This is a genomic window from Streptomyces sp. NPDC051310 (genome assembly GCF_044455245.1).
Taxonomy (GTDB): Bacteria; Actinomycetota; Actinomycetes; order Streptomycetales; family Streptomycetaceae; genus Streptomyces.
This window is the reverse complement of the sequence record NZ_JBITEO010000033.1, coordinates 14,490-37,080: the sequence shown is the minus strand read 5'-3', so window position 1 is coordinate 37,080 and position 22,591 is coordinate 14,490. Positions and strand designations below refer to the sequence as shown.

20 protein-coding genes and 1 pseudogene are annotated in these 22,591 nt (G+C 70.7%); 14 read left to right on the top strand and 7 right to left on the bottom strand.

What is annotated here, in order from left to right:
* Nucleotides 1–169: 169 nt before the first annotated feature.
* The gene (locus tag ACIA79_RS31890; RefSeq protein WP_399431896.1) at nt 170–526 is read left to right on the top strand and encodes a PRC-barrel domain-containing protein; all 357 of its coding nucleotides are present in this window, start codon (nt 170–172) and stop codon (nt 524–526) included.
* Nucleotides 527–561: 35 nt separating this feature from the next.
* Nucleotides 562–729: a hypothetical protein gene (locus tag ACIA79_RS31885; RefSeq protein ID WP_399431895.1), complete on the top strand. Its 168-nt coding sequence runs from the start codon at nt 562–564 to the stop codon at nt 727–729.
* 82 nt (nt 730–811) lie between these two features.
* Here the strand turns inward: ACIA79_RS31885 and ACIA79_RS31880 are convergent, their stop codons facing one another.
* Nucleotides 812–2,050: a PP2C family protein-serine/threonine phosphatase gene (locus ACIA79_RS31880; protein WP_399431894.1), complete on the bottom strand. Its 1,239-nt coding sequence runs from the start codon at nt 2,048–2,050 to the stop codon at nt 812–814.
* A gap of 909 nt (nt 2,051–2,959) precedes the next feature.
* On the opposite strand from ACIA79_RS31880, the gene ACIA79_RS31875 reads away from it, so the two are divergent.
* The 3 genes and pseudogenes from ACIA79_RS31875 to ACIA79_RS31865 form a co-directional block, all read left to right on the top strand.
* A complete protein-coding gene (locus ACIA79_RS31875; protein ID WP_399431893.1) occupies nt 2,960–4,519 on the top strand; it encodes a sigma-70 family RNA polymerase sigma factor in 1,560 nt (519 codons plus the stop codon).
* A gap of 570 nt (nt 4,520–5,089) precedes the next feature.
* Nucleotides 5,090–7,453 (top strand): non-reducing end alpha-L-arabinofuranosidase family hydrolase, encoded by a 2,364-nt coding sequence (locus ACIA79_RS31870; protein WP_399431892.1) that lies wholly within the window; start codon nt 5,090–5,092, stop codon nt 7,451–7,453.
* Between the two features lie 98 nt (nt 7,454–7,551).
* Nucleotides 7,552–7,777 (top strand): annotated as a pseudogene (locus ACIA79_RS31865) (hypothetical protein); the annotation flags it as partial.
* Nucleotides 7,778–7,860: 83 nt separating this feature from the next.
* Here ACIA79_RS31865 and ACIA79_RS31860 read toward each other — a convergent pair.
* The 3 genes from ACIA79_RS31860 to ACIA79_RS31850 all read right to left on the bottom strand — a co-directional run bounded on the left by ACIA79_RS31860 (nt 7,861) and on the right by ACIA79_RS31850 (nt 9,538).
* Nucleotides 7,861–8,337, bottom strand: coding sequence for a hypothetical protein (locus ACIA79_RS31860; protein ID WP_399431891.1), 477 nt, complete (start codon nt 8,335–8,337; stop codon nt 7,861–7,863).
* Nucleotides 8,338–8,375: 38 nt separating this feature from the next.
* Complete coding sequence (locus tag ACIA79_RS31855; protein ID WP_399431890.1) at nt 8,376–8,726, bottom strand: transposase; 351 nt, start codon at nt 8,724–8,726, stop codon at nt 8,376–8,378.
* A gap of 395 nt (nt 8,727–9,121) precedes the next feature.
* Nucleotides 9,122–9,538 (bottom strand): MerR family transcriptional regulator, encoded by a 417-nt coding sequence (locus tag ACIA79_RS31850; RefSeq protein ID WP_399431889.1) that lies wholly within the window; start codon nt 9,536–9,538, stop codon nt 9,122–9,124.
* A gap of 364 nt (nt 9,539–9,902) precedes the next feature.
* Here ACIA79_RS31850 and ACIA79_RS31845 point away from each other — a divergent pair, with 364 nt between their 5' ends.
* Nucleotides 9,903–11,393: a SulP family inorganic anion transporter gene (locus tag ACIA79_RS31845; protein ID WP_399431914.1), complete on the top strand. Its 1,491-nt coding sequence runs from the start codon at nt 9,903–9,905 to the stop codon at nt 11,391–11,393.
* A 232-nt stretch (nt 11,394–11,625) separates the two neighbouring features.
* Here the strand turns inward: ACIA79_RS31845 and ACIA79_RS31840 are convergent, their stop codons facing one another.
* Entirely contained in the window at nt 11,626–11,988 is a 363-nt protein-coding gene (locus tag ACIA79_RS31840; RefSeq protein WP_399431888.1) for an ArsR/SmtB family transcription factor, read from the bottom strand.
* 48 nt (nt 11,989–12,036) lie between these two features.
* Nucleotides 12,037–13,095, bottom strand: coding sequence for a flavin-containing monooxygenase (locus ACIA79_RS31835; protein ID WP_399431913.1), 1,059 nt, complete (start codon nt 13,093–13,095; stop codon nt 12,037–12,039).
* Nucleotides 13,096–13,218: 123 nt separating this feature from the next.
* On the opposite strand from ACIA79_RS31835, the gene ACIA79_RS31830 reads away from it, so the two are divergent.
* The 5 genes from ACIA79_RS31830 to ACIA79_RS31810 all read left to right on the top strand — a co-directional run bounded on the left by ACIA79_RS31830 (nt 13,219) and on the right by ACIA79_RS31810 (nt 17,751).
* Nucleotides 13,219–14,589 (top strand): NAD(P)-binding domain-containing protein, encoded by a 1,371-nt coding sequence (locus tag ACIA79_RS31830; protein ID WP_399431887.1) that lies wholly within the window; start codon nt 13,219–13,221, stop codon nt 14,587–14,589.
* 34 nt (nt 14,590–14,623) lie between these two features.
* Nucleotides 14,624–15,085 carry an ArsI/CadI family heavy metal resistance metalloenzyme gene (locus ACIA79_RS31825; RefSeq protein ID WP_399431886.1) on the top strand — a complete coding sequence of 154 codons (462 nt, stop codon included), beginning with the start codon at nt 14,624–14,626 and terminating at the stop codon, nt 15,083–15,085.
* Nucleotides 15,086–15,257: 172 nt separating this feature from the next.
* Nucleotides 15,258–16,157, top strand: coding sequence for a HEAT repeat domain-containing protein (locus tag ACIA79_RS31820; protein ID WP_399431885.1), 900 nt, complete (start codon nt 15,258–15,260; stop codon nt 16,155–16,157).
* Nucleotides 16,151–17,188 carry a MerR family transcriptional regulator gene (locus ACIA79_RS31815; protein WP_399431883.1) on the top strand — a complete coding sequence of 346 codons (1,038 nt, stop codon included), beginning with the start codon at nt 16,151–16,153 and terminating at the stop codon, nt 17,186–17,188. The genes ACIA79_RS31820 and ACIA79_RS31815 overlap by 7 nt, the downstream gene beginning before the upstream one ends.
* Before the next feature lie 230 nt (nt 17,189–17,418).
* Nucleotides 17,419–17,751, top strand: coding sequence for a hypothetical protein (locus ACIA79_RS31810; RefSeq protein ID WP_399431882.1), 333 nt, complete (start codon nt 17,419–17,421; stop codon nt 17,749–17,751).
* Between the two features lie 208 nt (nt 17,752–17,959).
* Here the strand turns inward: ACIA79_RS31810 and ACIA79_RS31805 are convergent, their stop codons facing one another.
* Nucleotides 17,960–18,946 carry an ROK family protein gene (locus tag ACIA79_RS31805; protein WP_399431881.1) on the bottom strand — a complete coding sequence of 329 codons (987 nt, stop codon included), beginning with the start codon at nt 18,944–18,946 and terminating at the stop codon, nt 17,960–17,962.
* A gap of 315 nt (nt 18,947–19,261) precedes the next feature.
* Here ACIA79_RS31805 and ACIA79_RS31800 point away from each other — a divergent pair, with 315 nt between their 5' ends.
* From ACIA79_RS31800 to ACIA79_RS31790, 3 genes are all read left to right on the top strand, one after another.
* Entirely contained in the window at nt 19,262–20,575 is a 1,314-nt protein-coding gene (locus ACIA79_RS31800; RefSeq protein WP_399431880.1) for an ABC transporter substrate-binding protein, read from the top strand.
* Between the two features lie 131 nt (nt 20,576–20,706).
* Nucleotides 20,707–21,672: a carbohydrate ABC transporter permease gene (locus ACIA79_RS31795; RefSeq protein WP_399431879.1), complete on the top strand. Its 966-nt coding sequence runs from the start codon at nt 20,707–20,709 to the stop codon at nt 21,670–21,672.
* Nucleotides 21,669–22,559 (top strand): carbohydrate ABC transporter permease, encoded by an 891-nt coding sequence (locus ACIA79_RS31790; protein WP_399431878.1) that lies wholly within the window; start codon nt 21,669–21,671, stop codon nt 22,557–22,559. Before ACIA79_RS31795 ends, ACIA79_RS31790 begins: the two co-directional genes overlap by 4 nt.
* Nucleotides 22,560–22,591 lie beyond the last annotated feature (32 nt).

Here is a 22,591-nt window from a genome sequence, read left to right as displayed (position 1 = left end):
CCGGCTGGGTGACCGCCGGGGCATCGCCCACGCTCGAAAATCGTCCGCCCTTCCGGCCTGAAAGTTTGCTGCTTTCCCGGGGTGTGACGTCCCGTAGGCAGGTAAGGAGGGAGGGGCTGGGGAAGTACGAGACAGCGGTCTTCACCTGACCTGTGACAGAGGGGGCCCCGTGTTCGAGGCGGAAGACGTCAGGGAGTGGCGTGGCCACCAGGTGGTCGACCACGAGCGACACAAGATCGGCGTCCTGGAGGCGGTTTACGTCGACACGGCCACGGACCAGCCCGCGTTCGCGACGGTCACGGTCGGCCTGCCGACCCGGCACCGGCTGGTGTTCGTCCCCCTGTGCGGCGCGACGGTCGGTCCCGGGTATCTGAAGGTCGCCTACGACAAGAAGCAGGTCAAGGAAGCGCCTTCGATCGGCACGGACGGCGAACTGCTCGCGGAGGACGAGAAGGCGGTCTTCGCGCACTACGAGCTCGCCTACCGAACGGGTGCGGGCGGCGAACGCCGTCTCGCCCGCCGCTGATGCCCCACCAGCTTCCCCCACGTGAGGTGACACGCATGGCTCTCTTCCTCCTGCTGGTCATCGTGGCCATCGTGCTCGGCATCATCGGGGTGGTGGTGAAGGGCCTGTTCTACCTGTTGGTCATCGGCGTGGTGGTCTTGGTAGCCGACTTCGTCCTCCTCGGCCTGCGCCTGGGCCGCCGCCGCAGGAACCCGCCCCGGTGACGCGGTCTCTCCGGGGCAGAACACGCCGCTTCGCCCGCCCGAGGTGGCCGACTCCGAACGGGGTATCGGCCTGGTCCTCGAGTCAGTGCCCCGGAGTGGTCCGCCCCGTCCGGGATGGGGCGGAGGCATCGGCGAGGTCGGCGCCGGTGTCGGCGTCCCGCCGGGAGTGGCCGACACCGTGCCAGTCCAGGCACATGACGGTCGCATCGTCCTGCAGGTGACCGTGGTTGGCGTCCACGACCGCCGCGATGAGGGTGCGGGCGGCCTCACGCGGATGCAGCGCGCGAGTGCGGACGATCAGGTCCGACAGATCGAGGCTGTTGGCATTGCGCTCCAGCATGCCGTCGGTCAGCATCACCAGCCGGTCGCCCGGCCGCAGGTCCAGCGACTGGACCCGGTAGGTGTGAGGGGCATGGATGCCGAACGGCATATCGATCTGCGGGGTGATCTCCCGCACCTGTCCGTCCCGCATCCGCAGAGGCCAGGGGTGTCCGGCGTTGATGAACTCGGTCGTGCCGTCGAGCAGGCTGATACGCAGGAGCTGGCCGGTGACATAGCTCCGGCGGCCGTGCTGGCGCATGGCCCGGTCGGCCTGGTGGGCCTGTTCGGCGAGGTCGGCACCGGCCCGCCGTGCCCGGCGCAGGGCGCCCACCAGGAGGGTGGCCAGCAGTGCGGCGTCGACGTCGTGCCCCATCGCATCGGTGACGGAGAGCTGGACCGTGTCCCGGTCGATCACGTAGTCGAAGGTGTCGCCCCCGACGTGATCGGCCGGCTCCAGCGCCCCGGCCACCGCGAACTGCGCCGCCTCACACGCCAGCGACGCCGGGAGCAGCCGGTGCTGGATCTCTGCGGCCAGGCTCAGCGGGCTGGTGCGACGGCCCCACTGGTAGACGTCGGTGAAGGACCGGTTGGCGATGACGATGTACGCCAGGGCGTGCGCGGTCTCGCCGATCTCCCGCATCACCTCCGCGTCCGGCGCCGTGGGCAGGAAGAGTTCCAGGAGCCCGATGGCGTCCCCGCGGTTGGTCACCGGGGCGACGATCCGCACCAGCGCCCCCTTGCCCTGGTCCTCCACGCTCGGCCGCTGGGTGCGGATCACGTCGTCGTACAGGGTGCCCCGCAGACTGATGCGCCGGGCGGGTTCGTCGGTATCGACGCTGCCCGCCGCCCCCAGCCGTACGACCGAGCCGCCGGTGAAATCGGTGATCAGGAACGATACCGACGCGGCCCCGAGGTGCTCCTTGAGCATGCGCGCGACCACGTCGAGCGACTCCACGGGCGCCGCGGTCTCAGCCGCCGCCAGCGCCCCCGCCAAGGTCATCGCCCTGCCCCGGCCACCCCTGTCCTCAGGAGTACGAGGGGTAGCCGCACCGCCCCCGTCAGGCCCGCATACGGTCACGGTGACTCCTCACTGCTCGCTGACTCTCAGGGCTCCGTCCCGGTTGGTTGAGGGGCCGGCGCCAAGCCCGGTGCCGGGCAGATGTCACATTGCACCACAGGGCCCCTGAGCGGACGCAGCTGTCGGCCGACTGGCCGACCGGCCGTCGAACGGCAGGGCATCGACGCCACTCCGTGGGGTGTTCCCCGGGTCTGGCAGCCACGGCCACCGGAGTTCATGTCCCACCGGCACCGGCGGCGACCCATGGTGCTTCCTGGTGTTCCGCTCCAGGATGTTCCATGACACCCGGACGTCACAGGGCGATGCGGGCTGCGCGCATGCCCAGTGCCGGTGACGTCAGGGGAGAAGCGGTCGTGGCCCACGCAGCGGCAGGCTCCGCCGGGACCAGCTGACGTCTCTCCGAGTGTGCGGGATGGGCGTCACGTGCGTTGGGTGCGATGTCTTGACGCATGTCCGACGCACGTGACGCACGTCTGACGCACCAGCAGCGTGGTTCCTGACCGATCGTCATGCGTGCTCGTAGCCGCCGAGCGGAGCCCTCGGCTGTGTGGCGGTGGGCGCTTTGAAGCGGCTGGGGCACTGGCTGCCGAGCTGGTGGCTGCCGAGCAGCGGCGCGATCTGACACAAAGTCAGGGATGCCCGCAAGTACGCGGTGGCCAATAGGCCCCGGTCCTCCAGCGGCAGGCCGACATCCGCAGCGGCTGTCGAGCGCGATCGCCGGCAGTCGCTTCATCGTGCGGCCCTCCACCTTCGGCCGTGTGCCTTCGCCGACGCTAAGGTATGGCGCCGTACTCGGCGGATCGCTCTCCTGAAGAGGTGGGAATGGGGCTCATGGACGCGGATCACGCGGAGCTGGTTGTCGCGGCGCAGGCCGGTGACGATCGCGCGCGCGAGAAGCTGATCGCCGCGTACCTGCCCTTGCTCTACAACATCGTCGGGCGAGCGCTGAGCGGACATGCCGACGTCGACGACGTCGTCCAGGAGACCCTGCTGCGCGCGGTGCGCGACCTGCCCGCCCTGCGTGCCCCGGAGAGCTTCCGGTCCTGGCTGGTGTCCATCACGCTCCGCCAGATCAATACCCACTGGCACCGGCAGCGCACTCTCGCCGACCGGACCACGGTCATCGACGAGGCCCTCCGGGTACCGAACGCCGGCGCCGCGCTCGAGGACGTGACGATCCTGCGTCTGCACATGTCGGACGAACGCCGTCAGGTGGTCGAAGCGGGCCGGTGGCTCGACCCGGATCATCGGGTGCTGCTGTCGCTGTGGTGGCAGGAATGCGCCGGCCTGCTGAGCCGTCAGGACATCGCCGACGCGATGGGGCTCAGTGTCGCCCACGCCGGAGTTCGCGTGCAGCGCATGCGCGAGCAATGGGAACTGAGCCGGACGATCGTCGCCGCGCTGGAGGCGAACCCGCGCTGTCCCGGCCTGAACGAGACCGTCGTCGGCTGGGACGGCCTGCGTACATCCGTGTGGCGCAAGCGGATCGCGCGGCACACCCGCGACTGCCCGATCTGCACGGCGACGACGACAGAACGGGTTCCCGCCGAGCTGCTGCTCCTCAACCTCGCGCCGCTGGCCGTCCCGGCCGCACTCGTCGCGGCGCTGACCGCCAAGGGCCTGCTGTCGGGTACGGCCGCGAGCGCCGCCGGGCTGGCCGCGGCACACGTCACCGCCGGCACGGCGACGGCGACGGCGACGGCGACGGCGGGAGGCGGTCTGCACGGCTCGCTGCTCGGCAAACTCCACGCGGTGACCGCCCATCCGATGGTCAGCCTCGCCACCGGCGCGGTGCTCGTCGCCGGGACCGCCACCTACGCGGCCTGGCCCGAACCGGCACCTCGGGTGCCCGGAGTCACCGCCGCTCCCACGGTCAGTGCTCCCACGCCGATCCCGTCGTCCACCGCCCCGTCGGCCACACCGTCGCCGGTGGGTCCCTCGGCCGTCACAGGCACGGTTCCGCTGGGCGCGCAGTCGCTGGAGTCCGTGGACCAGCCCGGTCTGTTCGTCACGTATGACGGAGACTTCGCGGCGCTCGGCCCGGTCTCCGCGTCGAGCGGCGAGCGGGCACGGCAACGGGTCACCTTCACGGTCGTCAGGGGGCTGGCCGACACACGGTGCGTCACCTTCCGCGCCGCGGACGGCCGGTATCTCCGCCACCACTACCTGCGGCTACGGCTGAGCACCGACGACGGCAGCGAACTGTTCCGGGAAGACGCCACCTTCTGCCCGCGCCCCGGGGCGGCCGCCGGGTCGGTGACCCTGCACGCGCACAACTATCCCGGATCGGTCATCCGCCACCGCGACGGCGGCATCTGGCTCGATGGCTCCGACGGCACTCGTGCCTTCGCCGGTCAGGCTTCCTTCATCATGCGCGGGCCCCTGGCTTAGAGAACCGCTCCCCGATCAGCAGTGACCGGACCGTCTCGGTGACAGCGGGTGATCCCGCAGTACGGTCCCGCACCGCGCCTTCTCCACCCGGCGGTGGGCCGGGTGCCGCGCCCGAACCCGGCTCCGATGCTCATGGCACCGACGGCTGCCTCGCCGTGAGCGGATTCCGTCACTGATGAGCGGTGCGGTGCGCCGTTCCACCATGGGCGACCGGATTCCGGAGCCCGGCATAACGCTTTTCACCTGCGAGATGCATCACCGAGGCAGTCGTCCGGACGGCGCGACTTTTCCGTTACGAGACCGCGAGTCCTCAAGCCTCCACTTCAGGGGTGCCCTTCCCGCCGCTCACCTCGACGGGCCGGCGCGGCGGGTTTCCCGGCTCCCCCCATGGACCTGTCCCCTGAAGAAAGTCCCTCCCATGACACGACACACCGACGAACCTGGGGCGACCGGTGCGCAGGAACGGCCACGCGTCCCGCACCGCGCCCACCTCGCGGCGGATCAGGCCGCCCCGGCCTACGCGCGCACGAACACGGCACCCGGGATGACCCGCAACCCCCGAGGAGAATCATGAAGGGCCTGCACCGGCTCCGCCGGCGTCGCCGGACACTGACGATAGGACTGTCGGCCACGGCGCTGGTGGCCGGTGTCGTGACGTTCCTCCCCAGCTCCGCCGGAGCCGCGGGCCTGGGTACCCAGGCGGCCTCCTCGGGCAGGTACTTCGGCACCGCTGTAGCCGCCGGCAGGCTCGGCGACCCGACGTACACCGCGATCGCGGACCGGGAGTTCAACATGATCACCCCGGAGAACGAGATGAAGTGGGACGCCATCGAACCGTCCCGCGGCAACTTCCAGTTCGGCCCCGCGGACCGGATCGTCAACCGTGCCCTGGCACGCGGCCAGCGTCTGCGCGGCCACACCACGGTCTGGCACTCGCAGCTCCCCTCCTGGGTCAGCTCCATCCGTGACGCGGGCACGCTGCGCAGCGTGATGAAGCACCACATCACCACCCAGATGACCCACTACAAGGGCAAGATCTACGCCTGGGACGTCGTCAACGAGGCCTTCGCCGACGGCGGCAGCGGCCAACTCCGCGACTCGGTCTTCCAGAAGGTGCTCGGCAACGCCTTCATCGAGGAAGCGTTCCGCACCGCCCGGGCGGCCGACTCCTCGGCCAAGCTCTGCTACAACGACTACAACATCGAGAACTGGTCGGACGCCAAAACCCAGGGCGTCTACCGCATGGTCAAGGACTTCAAGTCCCGCGGCGTGCCCATCGACTGCGTCGGTTTCCAGAGCCACTTCGGGGCGGGCGGCCCGCCGGCGAGCTTCAGGACCACCCTGGCCGGCTTCGCCGCCCTCGGCGTCGATGTCCAGATCACCGAGCTGGACATCGCCCAGGCGTCATCCACCCACTACGCGAACACGGTCAGCGCCTGCCTGTCCGTGGCACGGTGCACCGGCATCACGGTGTGGGGCGTCCGTGACAGCGACTCCTGGCGCAGCAGCGAGAATCCCCTGCTGTTCGACAGCAACGGCAAGCCCAAGCCCGCGTACGCCGCGGTCATGCAGGCGTTCAAGTCCGGCTCAGGTACCCCGCCGGTCAACCCGGCCGACAGCACGGGGGAGATCAAGGGCGTCGCCTCCGGCCGCTGTATCGACATCCCCGGCTCCGTTACGGCCAACGGCGCCCAGGCGCAACTGTGGGGCTGCAGCGGACAGACCAACCAGCGCTGGACCTACACCGCAGCCAAGCAGCTGAAGGTCCACGGGAACAAGTGCCTGGACGCCAGGAGCAAGGGCATCACCAACGGCACCCCGGTGGTCGTCTGGGACTGCAACGGCGGCGCCAACCAGCAGTGGAACATCAACACCGACGGCACGATCACCGGCGTCCAGTCCGGGCTGTGCCTCGACGCCGTCGGCGCGGCCACCGCGAACGGCACCAGGATCCAGCTGTACGCCTGCGCGTCCGTCGGCAACCAGAAGTGGACCGCCCCGTCCGGGACGGGCGGCGGTACGTGTGCTCTTCCGTCGACGTACAAGTGGAGTTCGACGGGTGCCCTCGCGCAGCCGTCGAACGGGTGGGCCGCGCTGAAGGACTTCACCCACGTGATGCACAACGGCAAGCACCTGGTCTACGCGTCGAGCGCGTCGGGAACCTCGTACGGCTCGATGGCGTTCAGTCCGTTCACGAACTGGTCGGACATGGCGGCGGCCGGGCAGACCAGGATGAACCAGAACGCGGTGGCGCCCACGCTGTTCTACTTCGCGCCGAAGAAGATCTGGGTGCTGGCGTACCAGTGGGGTGCGTCGCCCTTCAGCTACCGCACGTCGAGCGACCCCACCAACCCCAACGGCTGGTCCGCGCCGCAGCCGCTGTTCACCGGCAGCATCCCCCGCACCGACTCCTCCACCGGCCCGATCGACCAGACACTGATCGCCGACGACCGGAACATGTACCTGTTCTTCGCCGGTGACAACGGCAAGATCTACCGGGCGAGCATGCCGATCGGGAACTTCCCGGGCAGCTTCGGCTCGTCGTACACGACGGTCATGAGCGACACGGCGAAGAACCTGTTCGAGGCGCCGCAGGTGTACAAGGTCAAGGGCCAGAACCAGTACCTCATGATCGTCGAGGCGCGGGGTGCGAATGAGCAGCGCTACTTCCGCTCCTTCACGGCCACCAGCCTGAGCGGTTCGTGGACCCCGCAAGCCGCCAGCGAAAGCAACCCCTTCGCGGGCAAGGCCAACAGCGGCGCCACCTGGACCAACGACATCAGCCACGGTGATCTGATCCGCACCAACCCCGATCAGACCATGACCATCGACCCCTGCAACCTGCAGTTCCTCTACCAGGGCAAGTCCCCGCAGGCGGGTGGGCCCTACGACCAGCTGCCGTACCGCCCGGGTGTCCTCACCCTGCAGCGCTGAGCTGCCCGATCCACGGTGATACGCAAGGAGCACACTTCCCCATGAACAACCCCACCCGTGGCGCCCGCCGCGGGTGGGGTTGTTCATAAGGCCCCCGCGGCGGGCGTCGCGGTCGGCACCGCCGTCGCTGGAGCGCCACCGGTCCGCTGCTCGCAGTGCCCGCCGCCGTCGTGCCGTACCTCCTGTTCACCCAGGACGACTCGCAGGCCGCGACGGTCGATGGCAACGCCTATGACGGGCTGGTCTCCGTGCGCAGCGGCAAGGCGATGGACGTCAACGGTTTCTCCACCGCCGACGGCACTCGCTTCCAGCAGTGGACGACCAGAACACCGCCTCATCGCCTTCCTGCTGTACCGGTTCTGCCTGATGGAGCCGGTGTACAGGCTGATCGAGGCGGCCTGCGCGTACTAGCGCCTGTCTTCAAACCCCCTCGTGGGGGTGCGTGCGCCGCCGAGGAAGGCCGCGAGCCCGGTGTCGAAGTCCGTGGCGGAGGGGACGAACAGGACGGTCCGGTCCGGTGCGACGTACACCTTGCCGCCACCACGCCCGGCCTGTACGACGCATACGCCCGCGCCGTCCATCAGCTCGACGACGTTCACCCCCGCGCCCGGTGCGAGGCCGAGGAGCGCCTTGCCGGCCTCGGCCAGTTGTTCCGGACCGGCCAGCGGCGGCGGGGGCAGAGGAGGCGGGTCGGTCATGAATGCCTTCAGGTCCCGGGCGTTGCAGCCGCACCCGCCGGGCGGCCAGGCGCGTGAGCTCGCCGCCCCCTGCTCGGGGAAGCAGGCCTCCTCGTTGCTGTGCACGTGGATCTGCCCCAGGCAGGGTGGGCCGCCGAACGCCGGCGGCCGGCAGACGACCTCACGGCGGCAGTGTGCACAGCGCATGACTTCTCCTCGTTCCTCGGTCTCTCCCACGCCGCCTCTCAGCTCGCCTCGATGCCGCGGGCCGTGAAGGTCTCCCACTTGCCCGGTGCGACCAGCGTGCCGTCGTCCACGGCGGTGACGCGCTTCAGGTTCGGCAGCAGCGCGAGGTCGTCGAGGGAGCGGATGGCGGCATCCTTCTCGGCTTGGACCTGCTCCAGCATCCGGGAGAACGTGCCGTCTAGCGCCCACCTGCGGAAACGCGCGTAGAGGGTCTGCCACGAGCCGTACCGCTCAGGTACGTCCCGCCAGGCCGAGCCGGTCCGCAGCTTCCACACGATCCCGTTCAGCACCACCCGGTCGTTCGCCCTGGGCCACCCGGTCCCCGACCTCGGCAGGAACCAGGACGGCACCTCCCACTCCACATGCAGCTGCGGACGGATGATCCGCGTGGCTGGCCGAGGCTTGCAGTGGCGCCGGAAGGAGGTGACTACGGAACGGGACCGGAGAATCCGTTCAGCGCTGTCACGCCGGGCGACTTCAACGGAGCTTTTCCCGTGTCCTGCTCGGGGGCGGAACAATTCCTGGTCACACTCCAAGGGGATTGGTTCCAGGTGGAGGACATCCCGAATTGTGCTGCACGAAAGGCGGAACTCACCTCCCACGCGCACGTGATCCTGAAAAGGTTCGGGGCCGACTACGCGCGGAATCCGCCCGGCCGCCTGCGACTGCGCATCGGCGAGTTCTGTACGGTCCCCGGCCGCCCGCAGCCCCCCATCGGCCGACCCGGGCTGTCTTCGGCGCGGGCTCAGCGGATCCGCGTGGTTGCCGCGTCGCTGGCCAGGCGGGAGCGCAGAGTTGCTTCGAAGTCCTCGGCTCGGGCGAGCTGGACGCGGAGCCTGGCGACCTGTTCGGCGGCGGTCTGCTGGTAGGAGCGGACGCGTTCGAGGAGTGCCTCGCGTTCGCCGGCGGCGAGCCGGGCGTCCCCGTCGAGGCGGTCGGTGGCGTCGAGGAGGTCCCGCATCTGGTCCAGGGTGAAGCCGAGGGGCTTCATGCGGCGAATGACCATGAGCCGCTGGACGTCGGACTCGGTGTAGAGGCGGAAGCCGCCCTGGGAGCGGGCGGAGGGGACGACGAGTCCCGTCTCCTCGTAGTGGCGGATCGTGCGCAGGGACAGCTCGGTTCTCGCGGCGACCTCGCCGATCTGCATGTGTTTGCCGTCCACGGGTGACCGGTGGCCCTTCTCGTCGTCCTCGTGGCCTCCCCGTTGGGTGCCACCAAGCTCTACCCTAACGTTAGGGTAGAGTTGCCGGGGTCGATGGCGCCCCCGGCGAAGTACCGGATCGTGCGGGAGCGAAGCGTGCGTGAGTCCATGACACCCGCCGCCGACTGCCCGCCGTGATGCTGCGCCCCCCGGATGTGCGCGCGGCTCCATGCTCACGCGTGGGTCCCTCTTCCGACTTCCGGCTCCGTGCCGACGGAGCCGCCCCGCGGGGTGCCGGCCCGGCCCTACGCGTTTCCCGTACGTCCCCGCCTGCCGGACGGGGCGTGCCCGAGCACGACAGGTTCCGTCTCCCTTGTCCACCGCTGTGTCCCCGGCCGCGCGCCTGCGCGGCCTCAAGCCCGACTGGCTGTCCGATCCGAAGGTCTGGCGTACCGAGGTGCTGGCCGGCCTGGTCGTCGCGCTCGCGCTGGTCCCGGAGGCGATCTCCTTCTCGATCATCGCCGGTGTCGATCCGGCGCTCGGTCTGTTCGCCTCCTTCACGATGGCCGTGACGGTCGCGATCTTCGGAGGACGGCGGGCGATGATCTCCGCCGCGACCGGAGCCGTCGCGCTGGTGATCGCGCCGCTCAACCGCGAGCACGGCCTCGGCTACCTGATCGCCGCAGTGATCCTGGCCGGCGTCCTCCAGGTCGTCCTGGGCGCCCTCGGGGTGGCGAAGCTGATGCGGTTCATCCCCCGCTCGGTGATGGTCGGCTTCGTCAACTCCCTGGCCATTCTGGTCTTCATGGCGCAGGTCCCCGAGATGACCGACGTGCCCTGGGCCGTCTACCCGCTGATCGCTGCCGGTCTGGCGCTGATGGTGTTCCTCCCGAGGATCACCACTGTGATCCCGGCACCGCTGGTCTCCATCGTGATCCTCACCCTGGTCACCGTCGGTGCGGCGATCGCCGTTCCGACGGTCGGCGACAAGGGCGCCCTGCCGTCCTCCCTGCCCGTTCCCGGCCTGCCGGACGTGCCCTTCACGCTGGACACCCTGACGACGATCGCTCCGTACGCCTTCGCGATGGCGCTGGTCGGTCTGATGGAGTCGCTGATGACGGCCAAGCTGGTCGACGACATCACCGACACCCACTCCGACAAGACCCGCGAGTCCATCGGCCAGGGCATCGCCAACATCGTCACCGGCTTCTTCGGCGGTATGGGCGGCTGCGCCATGATCGGCCAGACGATGATCAACGTGAAGGTCTCGGGCGCCCGCACCCGCCTGTCGACCTTCCTCGCGGGAGCGTTCCTGATGGTGCTGTGCATCGTCTTCGGCCCGGTCGTCTCCGGCATCCCCATGGCCGCCCTGGTCGCCGTCATGGTCATGGTGTCGTTCGCGACCTTCGACTGGCACTCCATCGCCCCGAAGACGCTCCGGCGGATGCCTGCCGGGGAGATCGTCGTCATGCTCGTGACCGTCGTCTGCGTGGTCGTCACCCACAACCTCGCCGTCGGTGTCGTCGTCGGCTCGATCACCGCCATGGTCGTCTTCGCCAAGCGGGTCGCCCACCTCGCCGAGGTCACCGCCGTGCCCGACCCGGATGGCAGCACGGTCGTCTACCGGGTCACCGGCGAGCTGTTCTTCGCCTCCTCCAACGACCTCGTCGGGCGGTTCGACTACGCGGGCGACCCGGAGACGGTCGTCATCGACCTGAGCGGGGCGCACATCTGGGACGCCTCCTCGGTCGCCGCCCTCGACGCCATCGAGAACAAGTACGCCCAGCGCGGCAAGACCGTCGAGATCACCGGCCTCAACACCCCCAGCGCCGCCATGCACGACCGGCTCAGCGGTGAGCTCGCGGTCGGGCACTGAGCGGAACGGCTCTGCCGGCAGGCGGCCCGCGCCACGGCGTCAGCCGATGCGCGGCCGCGGTGTTCGACGAGCACGCGGTCGCGCCGGCGACCCTGCTGCCGGCCGTACGCTCGCGGGCGCCGGCGACCCGGCACCGGCGCCGACTGCTCCCCGGTGAGGGCTGCCGTCTTCGGGGTGGCGCCGCCCTCGTCGGCGTGCCCGGCCGTCAGCGGTACGGCCGTCACGGGGACGGTTACGCGGCAGCCGCCTTGGTGAGCAGCTTTCCCATGGCGGCGAGCACAGCCGGCTCGACACGGTAGTAGACCCACGTGCCGCGGCGCTCGGAGGAGAGCAGCCCGGCCTCCTTCAGCTTCTTCAGGTGGTGGGAGACGGTCGGCTGGGAGACGCCGACGTCGGAGATGTCGCACACGCATGCCTCGCCGCCCTCGTGCGAGGCGACCGCGGAGAAGAGCCGCAGGCGGACCGGGTCACCCAGGGCCTTGAACATCCTCGCGGTGCGCTCCGCCTCGTCGGCCGTCAGCGGGCGCTCGGTCAGCGGGGGGCAGCACGGCTCGACCTCGGGCTGAAGCAGCGGCAACACAGTGGCGTTCGACATGCGTCTATGTTGACACATGTCGAACCAGTGTCCCAGGGTGTGTCTCCGCTACCGGCGGCCGAGCTGTCCCGCCAGCCACCCGGCCACGTACCCGGCGTCACGGCCGACGCCGCGCAACGACGCCGAGGACAGGCTCCGCTGCCACTCCAGCCCCACGAAGCCGAGCCGGGCGCGCGTGAGGGAGATGCCGTCGCGATGGCGCGGGTGTCCGTCCTCGGTGAGCGCGCCGAGCGGAGCGAGGTAGGCGAGGTCGGGCGCGTAACCGGTGGCCAGGATGATCACGTCGACCTCCTCGGTCGTGCCGTCCGGCCAGGTCACCTTCGGGCCGTCGATGCCGGTGAACAGCGGGCGGCGGTCGGGGCGTCCGGCGGCGAGCGCGGCACGGTAGCGACCGTCGTCGATGACCGGCGTCGACGGCGGGTTCCGCCGGAAGCGGCCGAGCGGGGCGATGTCCAGCCCTGTGGCCTTGAGCCAGAAGTGCAGGTCAAGCCCCAGGGCCGGGCGCTGCCGGAACCACTTCACCGGCGTGCGGGTGGCCAGGCTCACCTGTGCCACCTGCGCCAGCTCGGCGGCGACCTGCACGGCGGAGTTTCCCGCCCCGACCACGACGACCCGTCGGCCGGCGAACGCCCCGGGTGATCGGTACTCCGCCACGTGCAGAACCCGCCCGGTGAAGGAGTCGAGGCCCGGCAGCCGCGGGCGGTTCGGGCGGCCGAAGGCGCCCGTCGCCGCCACCACCGCCCGCGCGCCGAGTGCTGATCCGTTCCCCAGCAGGATCTCGAAGCCCTCCCCGGCGGCGTGCACCCCGGCCACCAGGTGCCCTGTGCGGATCTCGGCGTCCAGGTGGCCGGCGTAACGCAGGAGATAGGCGACCACCTCGTCCTGGCACGGGTAGCGGTCCGGATCGCCCCCGAAGGGGAGGCCCGGCAGTGAGCTGAACCGGGCCGGGGAGAAGAGGGTCAGGCTGTCGTAGTACCGGGGCCAGGACCCCGCCGCCTGCTCCGATGCCTCCAGAATCACCGGCCGCAGGCCCTGCTCGCGCAGGGCGTGTGCGGCGGCGAGTCCGGACTGGCCGCCTCCGATCACCGCCACCTCCACGTGCTCCATGTGCTCCACGTGAACCGCCTTTCATCCTCACTTCGATGAGCGTCTATGTTGACGCCCATCAATGCAGATGCCATGCTGACGGTGCAAGTCATCGACAGACATCGAAACAAAGAGGGGGTCGTCGTGAGCGCCACCGCCACCGACCAACTGCCCGTCCTGGTGATCGGAGCTGGTCCCGTCGGCCTGGCCGCCGCCGCCCACCTTGTCGAGCGCGGACTCGAAGCCCTGGTCCTGGAGGCCGGTACGGCCGCCGGTGCGGCGGTGCGCGACTGGTCGCACGTGCGGCTGTTCTCCCCTTGGGGCGAGGTCACCGACCCGGCGGCGGAGAAGCTGCTGGCCCCGACCGGCTGGGTCAAGCCCGACGCGGCGACCTACCCGACCGGCGGGGACTGGGCGGAGCGGTACCTCCGACCGCTGGCCGACGTCCTGGGCGAGCGCGTCCGGCTCGGCGCGACGGTGACCGGCGTCTCCCGCGCCGGGCGTGACCGGATCGTCGACGCCGACCGCGCGGCCCAGCCCTTCGTCGTCCACGTCGCGTACGCCGACGGCCGGGAGGAGCGCCTCTTCGTCCGCGCGGTGATCGACGCCTCCGGTACGTGGTCCACGCCGAGCCCGGCCGGCGCGTCCGGCCTGCCGGCGCTCGGTGAGAAGGCGGCCGCCGACCGCGTCACCTACCGCGTCCCCGACCTCACAAATCCGGCCGTCCGCGCCCGTTACGCGGGAAAGCGGACCGCGGTCATCGGCTCCGGCGCCTCCGCCTTCACCGCCCTCTCCGCTCTCGCCGGCCTCGCGAAGGCGGAGGCGGGTACGAAGGCGGTGTGGATCCTGCGTCGCGGCATCTCCGGTGCCACTTTCGGTGGCGGCAGCGCCGACCAGCTCCCGGCGCGCGGCGCGCTGGGCCTGGCCGCGAAGGCGGCCGTGGACGAGGGCCATGCCGACGCCGTCACCGGCTTCCGTACGGAGGCGATCGAGCGCGACCGTGACGGCCGCCTGGTCCTCGTCGCGGAGGACGGCCGTCGGCTCGACCCGGTCGACGAGGTCGTCGTCCTCTCCGGCTTCCGCCCGGACCTGTCGTTCCTCTCCGAGCTGCGCCTCCGCCTGGACGAACGCCTGCAGGCGCCCGTGGAGCTGGCCCCGCTGATCGACCCCAACCAGCACTCCTGCGGGACCGTGTACCCGCACGGCGTGAACGAGCTCTCCCACCCCGAGCAGGGCGTCTACCTCGTCGGAATGAAGTCCTACGGCCGCGCGCCCACCTTCCTCGCCCTCACCGGCTACGAGCAGGTCCGCTCCGTCGTCGCCGCCATCGCCGGCGACCGCGCATCCGCCGAGCGCGTGGAACTCGTCCTCCCCGAGACCGGGGTGTGCGGTGGCGCCGGCCTCTTCGACCGGCCCGACACCGAACAGCAGGCGGACGGCGGTGGCTGCTGTGCGCCGGCGCCCGCCCTCATCCAGCTCGGCACCGGCTCACCGGCCGGCTCCGGGGGCTGCTGAACCCATCCACCACCCCATCGGCAGGAGGACCGTCATGACCCGCGTACAGCTCGCGCTGCGTGTCCCCGACCTCGCGGCATCGGTCGCGTTCTACACCAAGCTCTTCGGCACGGAGCCGGCCAAACTCCGTGACGGTTACGCCAACTTCGCCCTCACCACACCACCACTCAAGCTCGTCCTCATCGAAGGCGATGAGGGCGAGGACACCCGCCTGGACCACCTCGGCGTCGAAGTCGACAGCACCGAGGCCGTCAACGCCGCCGCCGCCCGGTTGAGCGGGGAGGGCCTGGCGACGACCGAGGAGAACGACACCCGCTGCTGCTACGCCCTCCAGGACAAGGTGTGGGTGCACGGCCCCGGCCGTGAACCGTGGGAGGTGTACGTGGTCAAGGCCGACGCGGACACCCTCACCAGGCAGCAGGGCAGCACCTGCTGCGCCGGCCCGCCGGAAGGCGAGGTGAGCCGGCCGGTCGCGGCGCTCAGCCGGTGCTGCTGACCCACCGATGACCCACGTGCACACGAGCGGGGCCGCGACCGGAACCGGGGACCGGTCGCGGCCCCGCGCCGTGCCACCGAGCACGGGGGTGAAGGTCCGTTCCATGGGCCGGCGATGGTGGGTTCCTGCTTCGTCGGCTTGACCTTGACACGTTGTTAAGGTGTCCCGTTGGGTGCAGGAGGTGGTCCCGATCCCCACGACACACGGAACCCCGCAGTACACCCGCATGGCCGACGCCCTCGGCGCCAAGGACTCGTCGGTCCGGCTCCAGGCGGCCCTGGCGGTCGGCTCGAACCCCGATCCCGGCTTCCTCGAGACCCTGGTCGAGCGGTGCGCGGTCGAGCCGGACTTCTTCGTGCGGGACATGCTGTCCTGGGCGCTGACCCGCCTGTCTCCGGAGATCACCCTGCCCCGGGTCCGCCGGGAACTCGACTCCGAGCGCGCTCAGGCCCGCAGCCAGGCGTTGCACACGCTCTCCAAGATCGGCGACCCGAGCGCGTGGGCCTGGATCACGCGCGACATGCTGCGAGACGCCGACGACGAGGTGGCGCGGACCGCGTGGCGCGTCGCGGTCCTCCTCGTACCCGAGGGCGAGAGGAAGGACCTGGCCGACGAACTGCTCCTGCAGCTCGGCCGCGGCGACCGCAGCGTGCAGCTCAGCCTGAGCCGCGCTCTCGTCGACCTCGGCGACGCGGCCGGGCCCGCCCTGGAGAACGCCGTGGCACATCCCTCCCCGGAGGTGGCCGCGCACGCCCGTGCCACCCTGCTGCTCCGGCAGAACCCGGAGGCAGGTTTCGACGCGGCCGTCGACGAGGCGAGGCGGGTCGTGAACCTCGGCCCGGAACGAGCCGCTGCCGCGGCGGCGCAGGCCGAGAAGCCTGCGGCAACCGCCGAGCCTGCGGGGGCGGGAGAGCTTGCGGAGGCGACCGTAACGGCGCACGCCGCGAAGGCCGCGCAGGCCGGAGAGACCATCGAGCCTGCGGGAGCCACCGCGGCGACCGTAACGGCGCACGCCGCGAAGGCCGAGGAGATCGCGAAGGCCGCACAGGCCGAGGAGACCGCGGGGTGCTGATCGGCGAGGTGGCCCGGCACTCGGGGGTGAGCGCCCGGATGCTCCGGCACTACGACGCCCTCGGGCTGGTGCGTCCGACCGGTCGCACCGTCGGGGGCTACCGCGAGTACTCCGCCGAGGACGTCCGCAGGGTCTTCCACGTGGAGAGCCTGCGGTCCCTCGGACTCTCCCTCAAACAGATCGGGCGCGCGCTGGAGGACCCGGGCTTCACGCCGTCGGCCCTGGTCAGCGACCTCATCCGGTGGTCGGAGGACCGCCTGGCGCGGGAACGGGAGCTGCTGGAGCGGCTCCGTGCGATCGATGCGTCGGCGCCCACCGGATGGCAGGACGTCCTGCGCATCGTCGAGCTCATGCAGGGGCTCGACTCGGCCAGCGCGGCGCGCAGGCAGCAGGCCGTACTGGCCCGGCCGGAGGGCGTGCCTGCCCCCGCCGAGGTGCTGGCCGGGGCGGTCCTGGCCGAGTCCGATCCCCACGTCGCGGGCGCCCTGCGCTGGGCGCTCGCCCGGTCGGACGGCGACGGCATGGCCACCCTTGCCGCCGGCGCGCGGTCCAAGGACGCCTGCATCCGGCGGCGCGCGGTGCTGGCGATCGCCGAGATGCCCGAAGCCCCCGGTGCGGCAGCGATGCTTGCGGACGCGCTCCGGGACCCCGATACGAGGGTGCGCGGGCACGCCGCTCTGGCGCTGGGCAGGCGCGGCGCGACGGCGGCCGTGCCGGCGCTCGTCGGCATGGTGGTCGAAGGCTCCAACGACGTCGAAGCGGCGGAGGTCCTGGGAACGTTGGCCCGTGACCACGGGTGCGCTGACCAGGTCGTGTCCGCCCTGGTCGCCGAACTGGCCGAGCCCACCGCCGACTCGGCGACCCGGATATGCCTGACGCAGGCGCTGTTCGAGCTGTCGGAGGCCACCGCGCAGGAGGTCCTGCGGCGACTGGCCTCCGACGACGACCGCGCGGTCGCCCTCATTGCCTCGGCTTTCGTCGGAGAACTCGACGGGCGGTCCGCCGGGGACCGGGGCGACGAGGTGACCTGAAGATCCCCCGTCCTTTCCGTCCGCGGCCCCACCGAGCAGGTCGTCCACGACGGGTCCCGCACCGGCACGTACTCGCCGAGCGGGACAACGGTTGTCACCGGAACTCCTGCGGGCTGTCCCGGCCTTGCCTATCCTGCTGTCCCACCGAGGCATCACCATCCGGGGGGATCGTGTCCGACGCGTCCAGGCCCAAGCCCGTGCTCAAGCGCTGTGCGGTATGCCGCCTGCCGGTGTCCAGGAAGAAGCTCGTCCTCGCCACCGGTGGCCGACCGATGCACCGCGCCTGCCGGTCGGCCGCGGGCCGATCGGCGGTTCCGCCCGGCCTCACCCGGGCACCGCAGGACATCAGCCGGGCTGAACTGCTGCGGAGGATCGAAGCGTTACGCGAGCGCGACGCGAGGGCGAAGCCCGGCACCACGAAGGTGCAGCCCGCAAGCCGCCCCGAACGGCGGCCGGCGCCACACCGCGGCCAGCGGCCGCCGCGCCCGCCCCAGCCGTACTACGGCGTGGACATGAAGTTCATCGACGGCCGGTGGGTGCAGATGCATCCGGACGCGGAGTAGAGCTGCCGGCCCGGCCCGCCCATCCCCCTTGCCCGAACAGCTCGAAACAGCTCGATCCGGTCCAGTACGGGCTCCGGCCCGGCCGGCCCGCCTCGCCCGCCGTTTCCCGGCCCCCAGCCCGCCCCGGACCCCGCCCGCACAGCTCCCTCGCCCCCGTACCGGCGGCGGCTCCGCACCAAGCCCCCGTGGACGGCCGGCACGGGCCTCCTCACCGGCTGCTGTGCGCGAGCGCGTCCTCCACCGCCGCCTCCGCCAGGACCGCCGCGCCGACCAGGCCCGCGTCCGACCCCCGTCCCGCCGGCACGGCCCGCAGGTGGCGTACGAACGGCATCGCCGCGTAGCGCCGCAGATGGTGGCCGAGCGGGGTGAAGAGCACCTCGCCGGACTGGGCGACGCCACCGCCGACCACCGCGATGTCGATCTCGACCAGCGCGGCCGTCGCGGCGATACCGGCCGCCAGGGCGCGGGCCGCGCGGTCGAACGCGGCGAGGGCGGCCTCGTCACCGGTACGCGCCGCTGCCGCGACCGCCGACGCGTCCGCCGTCGCGTCCGGCCGCCAGCCGAGCGACAGCGCGTGCCGCGTGAGGGCCGGGCCACTGGCGATGCCTTCGAGGCACCCCCTGGCACCGCACGGGCAGGGTTCCCCGTCGAAGTCGACGCTGATGTGGCCGAGGTGACCGGCGTTGCCGGTGAGGCCTTGGTGCACACGGCCGTCGAGGATCAGCCCGGCCCCGACGCCCGTGGACACCACCAGGCACAACGCGTTCCCGTGGCCGCGTGCGGCACCGTGGCGGTGCTCGGCCGCGGCCATCGCCACCGCGTCGCCCGCCAGCACGACGGGCCTGTGGGCGACCGCCGGATGCGCGCCGACCGATGCGGCGAGGGGGAAGTCGCGCCAGGCGGGGATGTTGACGGGGCTGACGGTCCCGCGCGACAGGTCGACCGGGCCGGCGCTGCCGATGCCCAGGGCGCGGACGCCTTCCCACAGGGGACTGGCGGCCAGGGCGTTCACCACCTGGTGCACGGTGTCGAGGAGAGTGCCGACGGGCTCCCGCGCCGGGGTGGTGCGGCGCACCCGGTGGACCACGGTGCCGTCCGTCGTGACCAGCGCGCCCGCGATCTTGGTCCCGCCGATGTCCAGGGCGGCTGTCAGGACACCGCCGGGCGCCGGGGGATCGATCCGCTGACTACTCATGGTGATGGATCTCCGATGGGTGAGGGGGACGGCCCGGTCGGACACCGCCCCAGCGGACCATGAGTGTGACAACGTTGTCCACAGGTCTGGCCCACCTCCCTCCCGCGGGACTCGACAGCCCTGCTCCGTTTAGTCAGCATTTAGTAAAGTCGCAGGTCAGGCCGCTGATACTCGGTGAAATTCGTCTAGACCGGTCTATGGACACCGTCGCGGCGCTGCGTCTACGTTGAGCGCTCACCAGGCCGGGGTCCCGGGAATCGACGTGGCGTCCCCTCGGTCCGGCATCGACAGTTCAGGCGATGAGAGGTGGCGGGGATGCGGAGAAGCTGGGTGGCTGTTGCGGCGGCGACCATGGTGGCGGCAAGGGGCGGTAGCGGACAGGGAGGCGGCGGGCGTGGCGAGATCGCCGCGCCCCCGAGCGATCCGGCGAAGGTGTCGGGCGAGATCACGGTCCTGACCAACCGGACGGACCAGATCGCCGACGGCACCCTGAAGAAGTACGCCGAGGAGTTCCGCAAGGTGTACCCGGGCGTGACGGTCAAGTTCGAGGGTCTGACCGACTATGAGGGCGAGACCAGGATCCGGATGAACACCGAGAACTACGGTGACGTCCTGCTGATCCCCAACTCCCTGTCCATCGAGCAGTACCCCACCTTCTTCGCCCCCCTGGGCAAGGCCGACGCGTTGTCGGCGAAGTTCGACTACACCGACCACGCCACCGTGGAGGGTCAGGTCTACGGTCTGGCCGGCATCGGCGTGGCCAACGGCTTCGTCTACAACAGGGCGGTCTGGGCGAGGGCCGGCATCACCGAATGGCCCGCGACGCCCGAGGAGTTCATCGCCGATCTGACGACGATCAAGGCGAGGACCGGCGCCACGCCGTACTACACGAACTACAAGGACGGCTGGCCGCTCACCAACTGGACGAACGCCATCGGTTCCCCCACGTGCGATCCCGGTGCCCACGACGCGCTGGCGGCGACGGACAAGCCCTGGAGCCAGGGGTCGGACCTGTACGCCATCGACAAGCTCCTCTACACGATGGTCGAGAAGAAGCTGACCGAACCCGATCCCACCACGACCAACTGGGAGGACTCCAAGGCCCGGATCGGAACCGGCAAGGTCGCGTCGATGTGGCTCGGCTCCTGGGCGATCTCCCAGATGCGGGCCGCGGCGGAGGCGGCCGGCGAGAACCCCGACGACATCGGCTTCATGCCGTTCCCCGCGCAGAAGCACGGGAAGTTCTGCTCCGTCCTGCGCCCCGACTACCAATACGCGGTCAACGTCCACTCCGACGAGAAGGCCGCCGCCCGCGCGTGGATCGACTGGTACATCACCAAGTCCGGCCAGGCCGCCGCGGAGGGTTCCCTCTCCTCGGTCAAGGGCGCTCCGCTGCCCGAGACGCTCAAGGCGTTCTCTGACAACGATGTCACCCTCATTCACCAGCGCCGGGAGAAGCCGGCCGAGGTCAATGGGATCAACAAGGCGTCCGAGATAGGCATCACCGCGCAGGACTACCGGCAAAAGCTCGTGGACGTGGCCAGGGGCGCGGCCGACGGGGACATGAACAGCTACTTCGACGAGCTGAACGGGAAGTGGTCCGAGGCCCGGCGCACCCTCGGCGGCTGACCGCACCCGCGGCGCGGCCCCCCACGGCCGGTACGGACGCGATCCCCGGCCGTACCGGGGACCGCACCCCGACCCGTGGCGCCCCCGCCCCCAGCACGCCCTTCCGGGAACCCACCACGAGGAACCAGCAGATGACCGTTGTCCAGAAGGCCCGTGCCGGAGCGCAAGGCGCCGGCGGGCGAAGCGCTCCGCCCCCCGATCCATCCGGCGGTCGGCCGCACACCGGGAGGCGGCGCCGTACCGCAGTCCTGACCCCCTGGCTCTTCCTGGCCGCCCCCCTGACGCTGCTGGGGATGTTCACCTACCTCCCCGTGGCCGACATGATCGGCTACAGCTTCACCGACTGGGACGGAGTCAGCCCCACACGCTCCCTCACAGGCGTGGAGAACTACACCGACCTGGTGACACGGCCCGCCCGGTTCGAGGTCTTCCTCGTCAGCGGCTTCTATCTGGCCGCCTCCGTCGTACAGACAGCGCTCGCGCTGTACTTCGCGACGATCCTCAGCTTCCACACCCGCTTCCGCAACCTGTTCAAGGGGCTGCTGTTCTTCCCCTACCTGATCAACGGGGTGGCCGTCGGATTCGTCTTCCTGTACTTCTTCCAGCCCGACGGCACCCTCGACACGTTGCTGCGCATGGTCGGCGTGGACGGCGAGCACCTGTGGCTGGGCGACCCGGACCTGGCCAACCCGTCCCTGGCCGGAGTGTCGGCGTGGCGCTTCATGGGGCTGAACATGGTGCTGTTCCTGGGCGCCATCCAGTCGATACCGCCGCACCTGTACGAGGCGGCGGAGCTGGACGGAGCGAACCGCTGGCAGCAGTTCCGGCACATCATCGCGCCGAGCATCAAGCCGGTCATCAGCCTGAGCTGCGTTCTCGCCGTGTCCGGCTCGCTGGCCGTCTTCGAGATCCCGTACATCATGACCGGCGGTGCCAACGGCACGGAGACGTTCGTGATCCAGACCGTCAAACTCGCCTTCCAGTTCGACAAGGTCGGCCTCGCCTCCGCCTCGGCCGTCGTCCTGCTCGTCCTGATCCTGCTGATCACCTGGGTCCAGCGCCGGCTGATCCCCGAGGAGAGGGTGGAGCTCTCGTGACCACCGACACCACCGGCACGGCCGCGCCCGCCCGGCGCCGTCCGGTCCGCGCCGGCCGCGGCGCACTGTCCCGGACCGCCGTCGCCCTGAAGTACCTCTCCCTGCTGCTGGCCTCGGCCGTCGTCGTCGTTCCCCTCGGCGTCGTCCTGCTGACCTCCCTGAAGACGCAGTCGGAGGTGGCGAACGACGGACCGCTGTCGCCGCCCGGCGACTGGTTCCACTTCGCGAACTACGCGACCGCCTTCCAGCAGGGCGCCATGCTGCAGGCGTTCGGCAACACGGCGCTGATCCTCGTGGTCTCCACCGCCGGGACCGTACTGATCGGCTCGATGACCGCGTACGCCATCGACCGCTTCGAGTTCCGTACGAAGCAACTGGTCATGGCCCTCTTCCTGCTGGCCACGCTGGTACCGAGCGTCACCACACAGGTCGCCACCTTCCAGGTGATCGACGACCTGGGCGCCTTCAACACCCGCTGGGCGCCGATCCTGCTGTACACCGGCACCGACATCGTCTCGATCTACATCTTCCTGCAGTTCATCCGGTCCATCCCCACCTCCCTGGACGAGGCCGCGCGCATCGACGGCGCCAACTCCTGGACGATCTACCGGAAGATCATCTTCCCGATGCTGCGGCCGGCCGTGGCCACCGTCGTCATCGTCAAGGGCATCGCCGTCTACAACGACTTCTACGTGCCCTTCCTCTACATGCCCGACCCGGAGCTCGGCACCATCTCCACGGCCCTGTTCCGGTTCAAGGGCCCCTTCGGCGCCCACTGGGAGACCATCTCCGCCGGCGCGATCCTGGTCATCGTGCCGACCCTGATCGTCTTCCTGGTGCTGCAGCGCTTCATCTACAGCGGCTTCGCGGCCGGTTCCACCAAATGACCCGCCCGCCCACCGCGCCCCGCACGACGTCT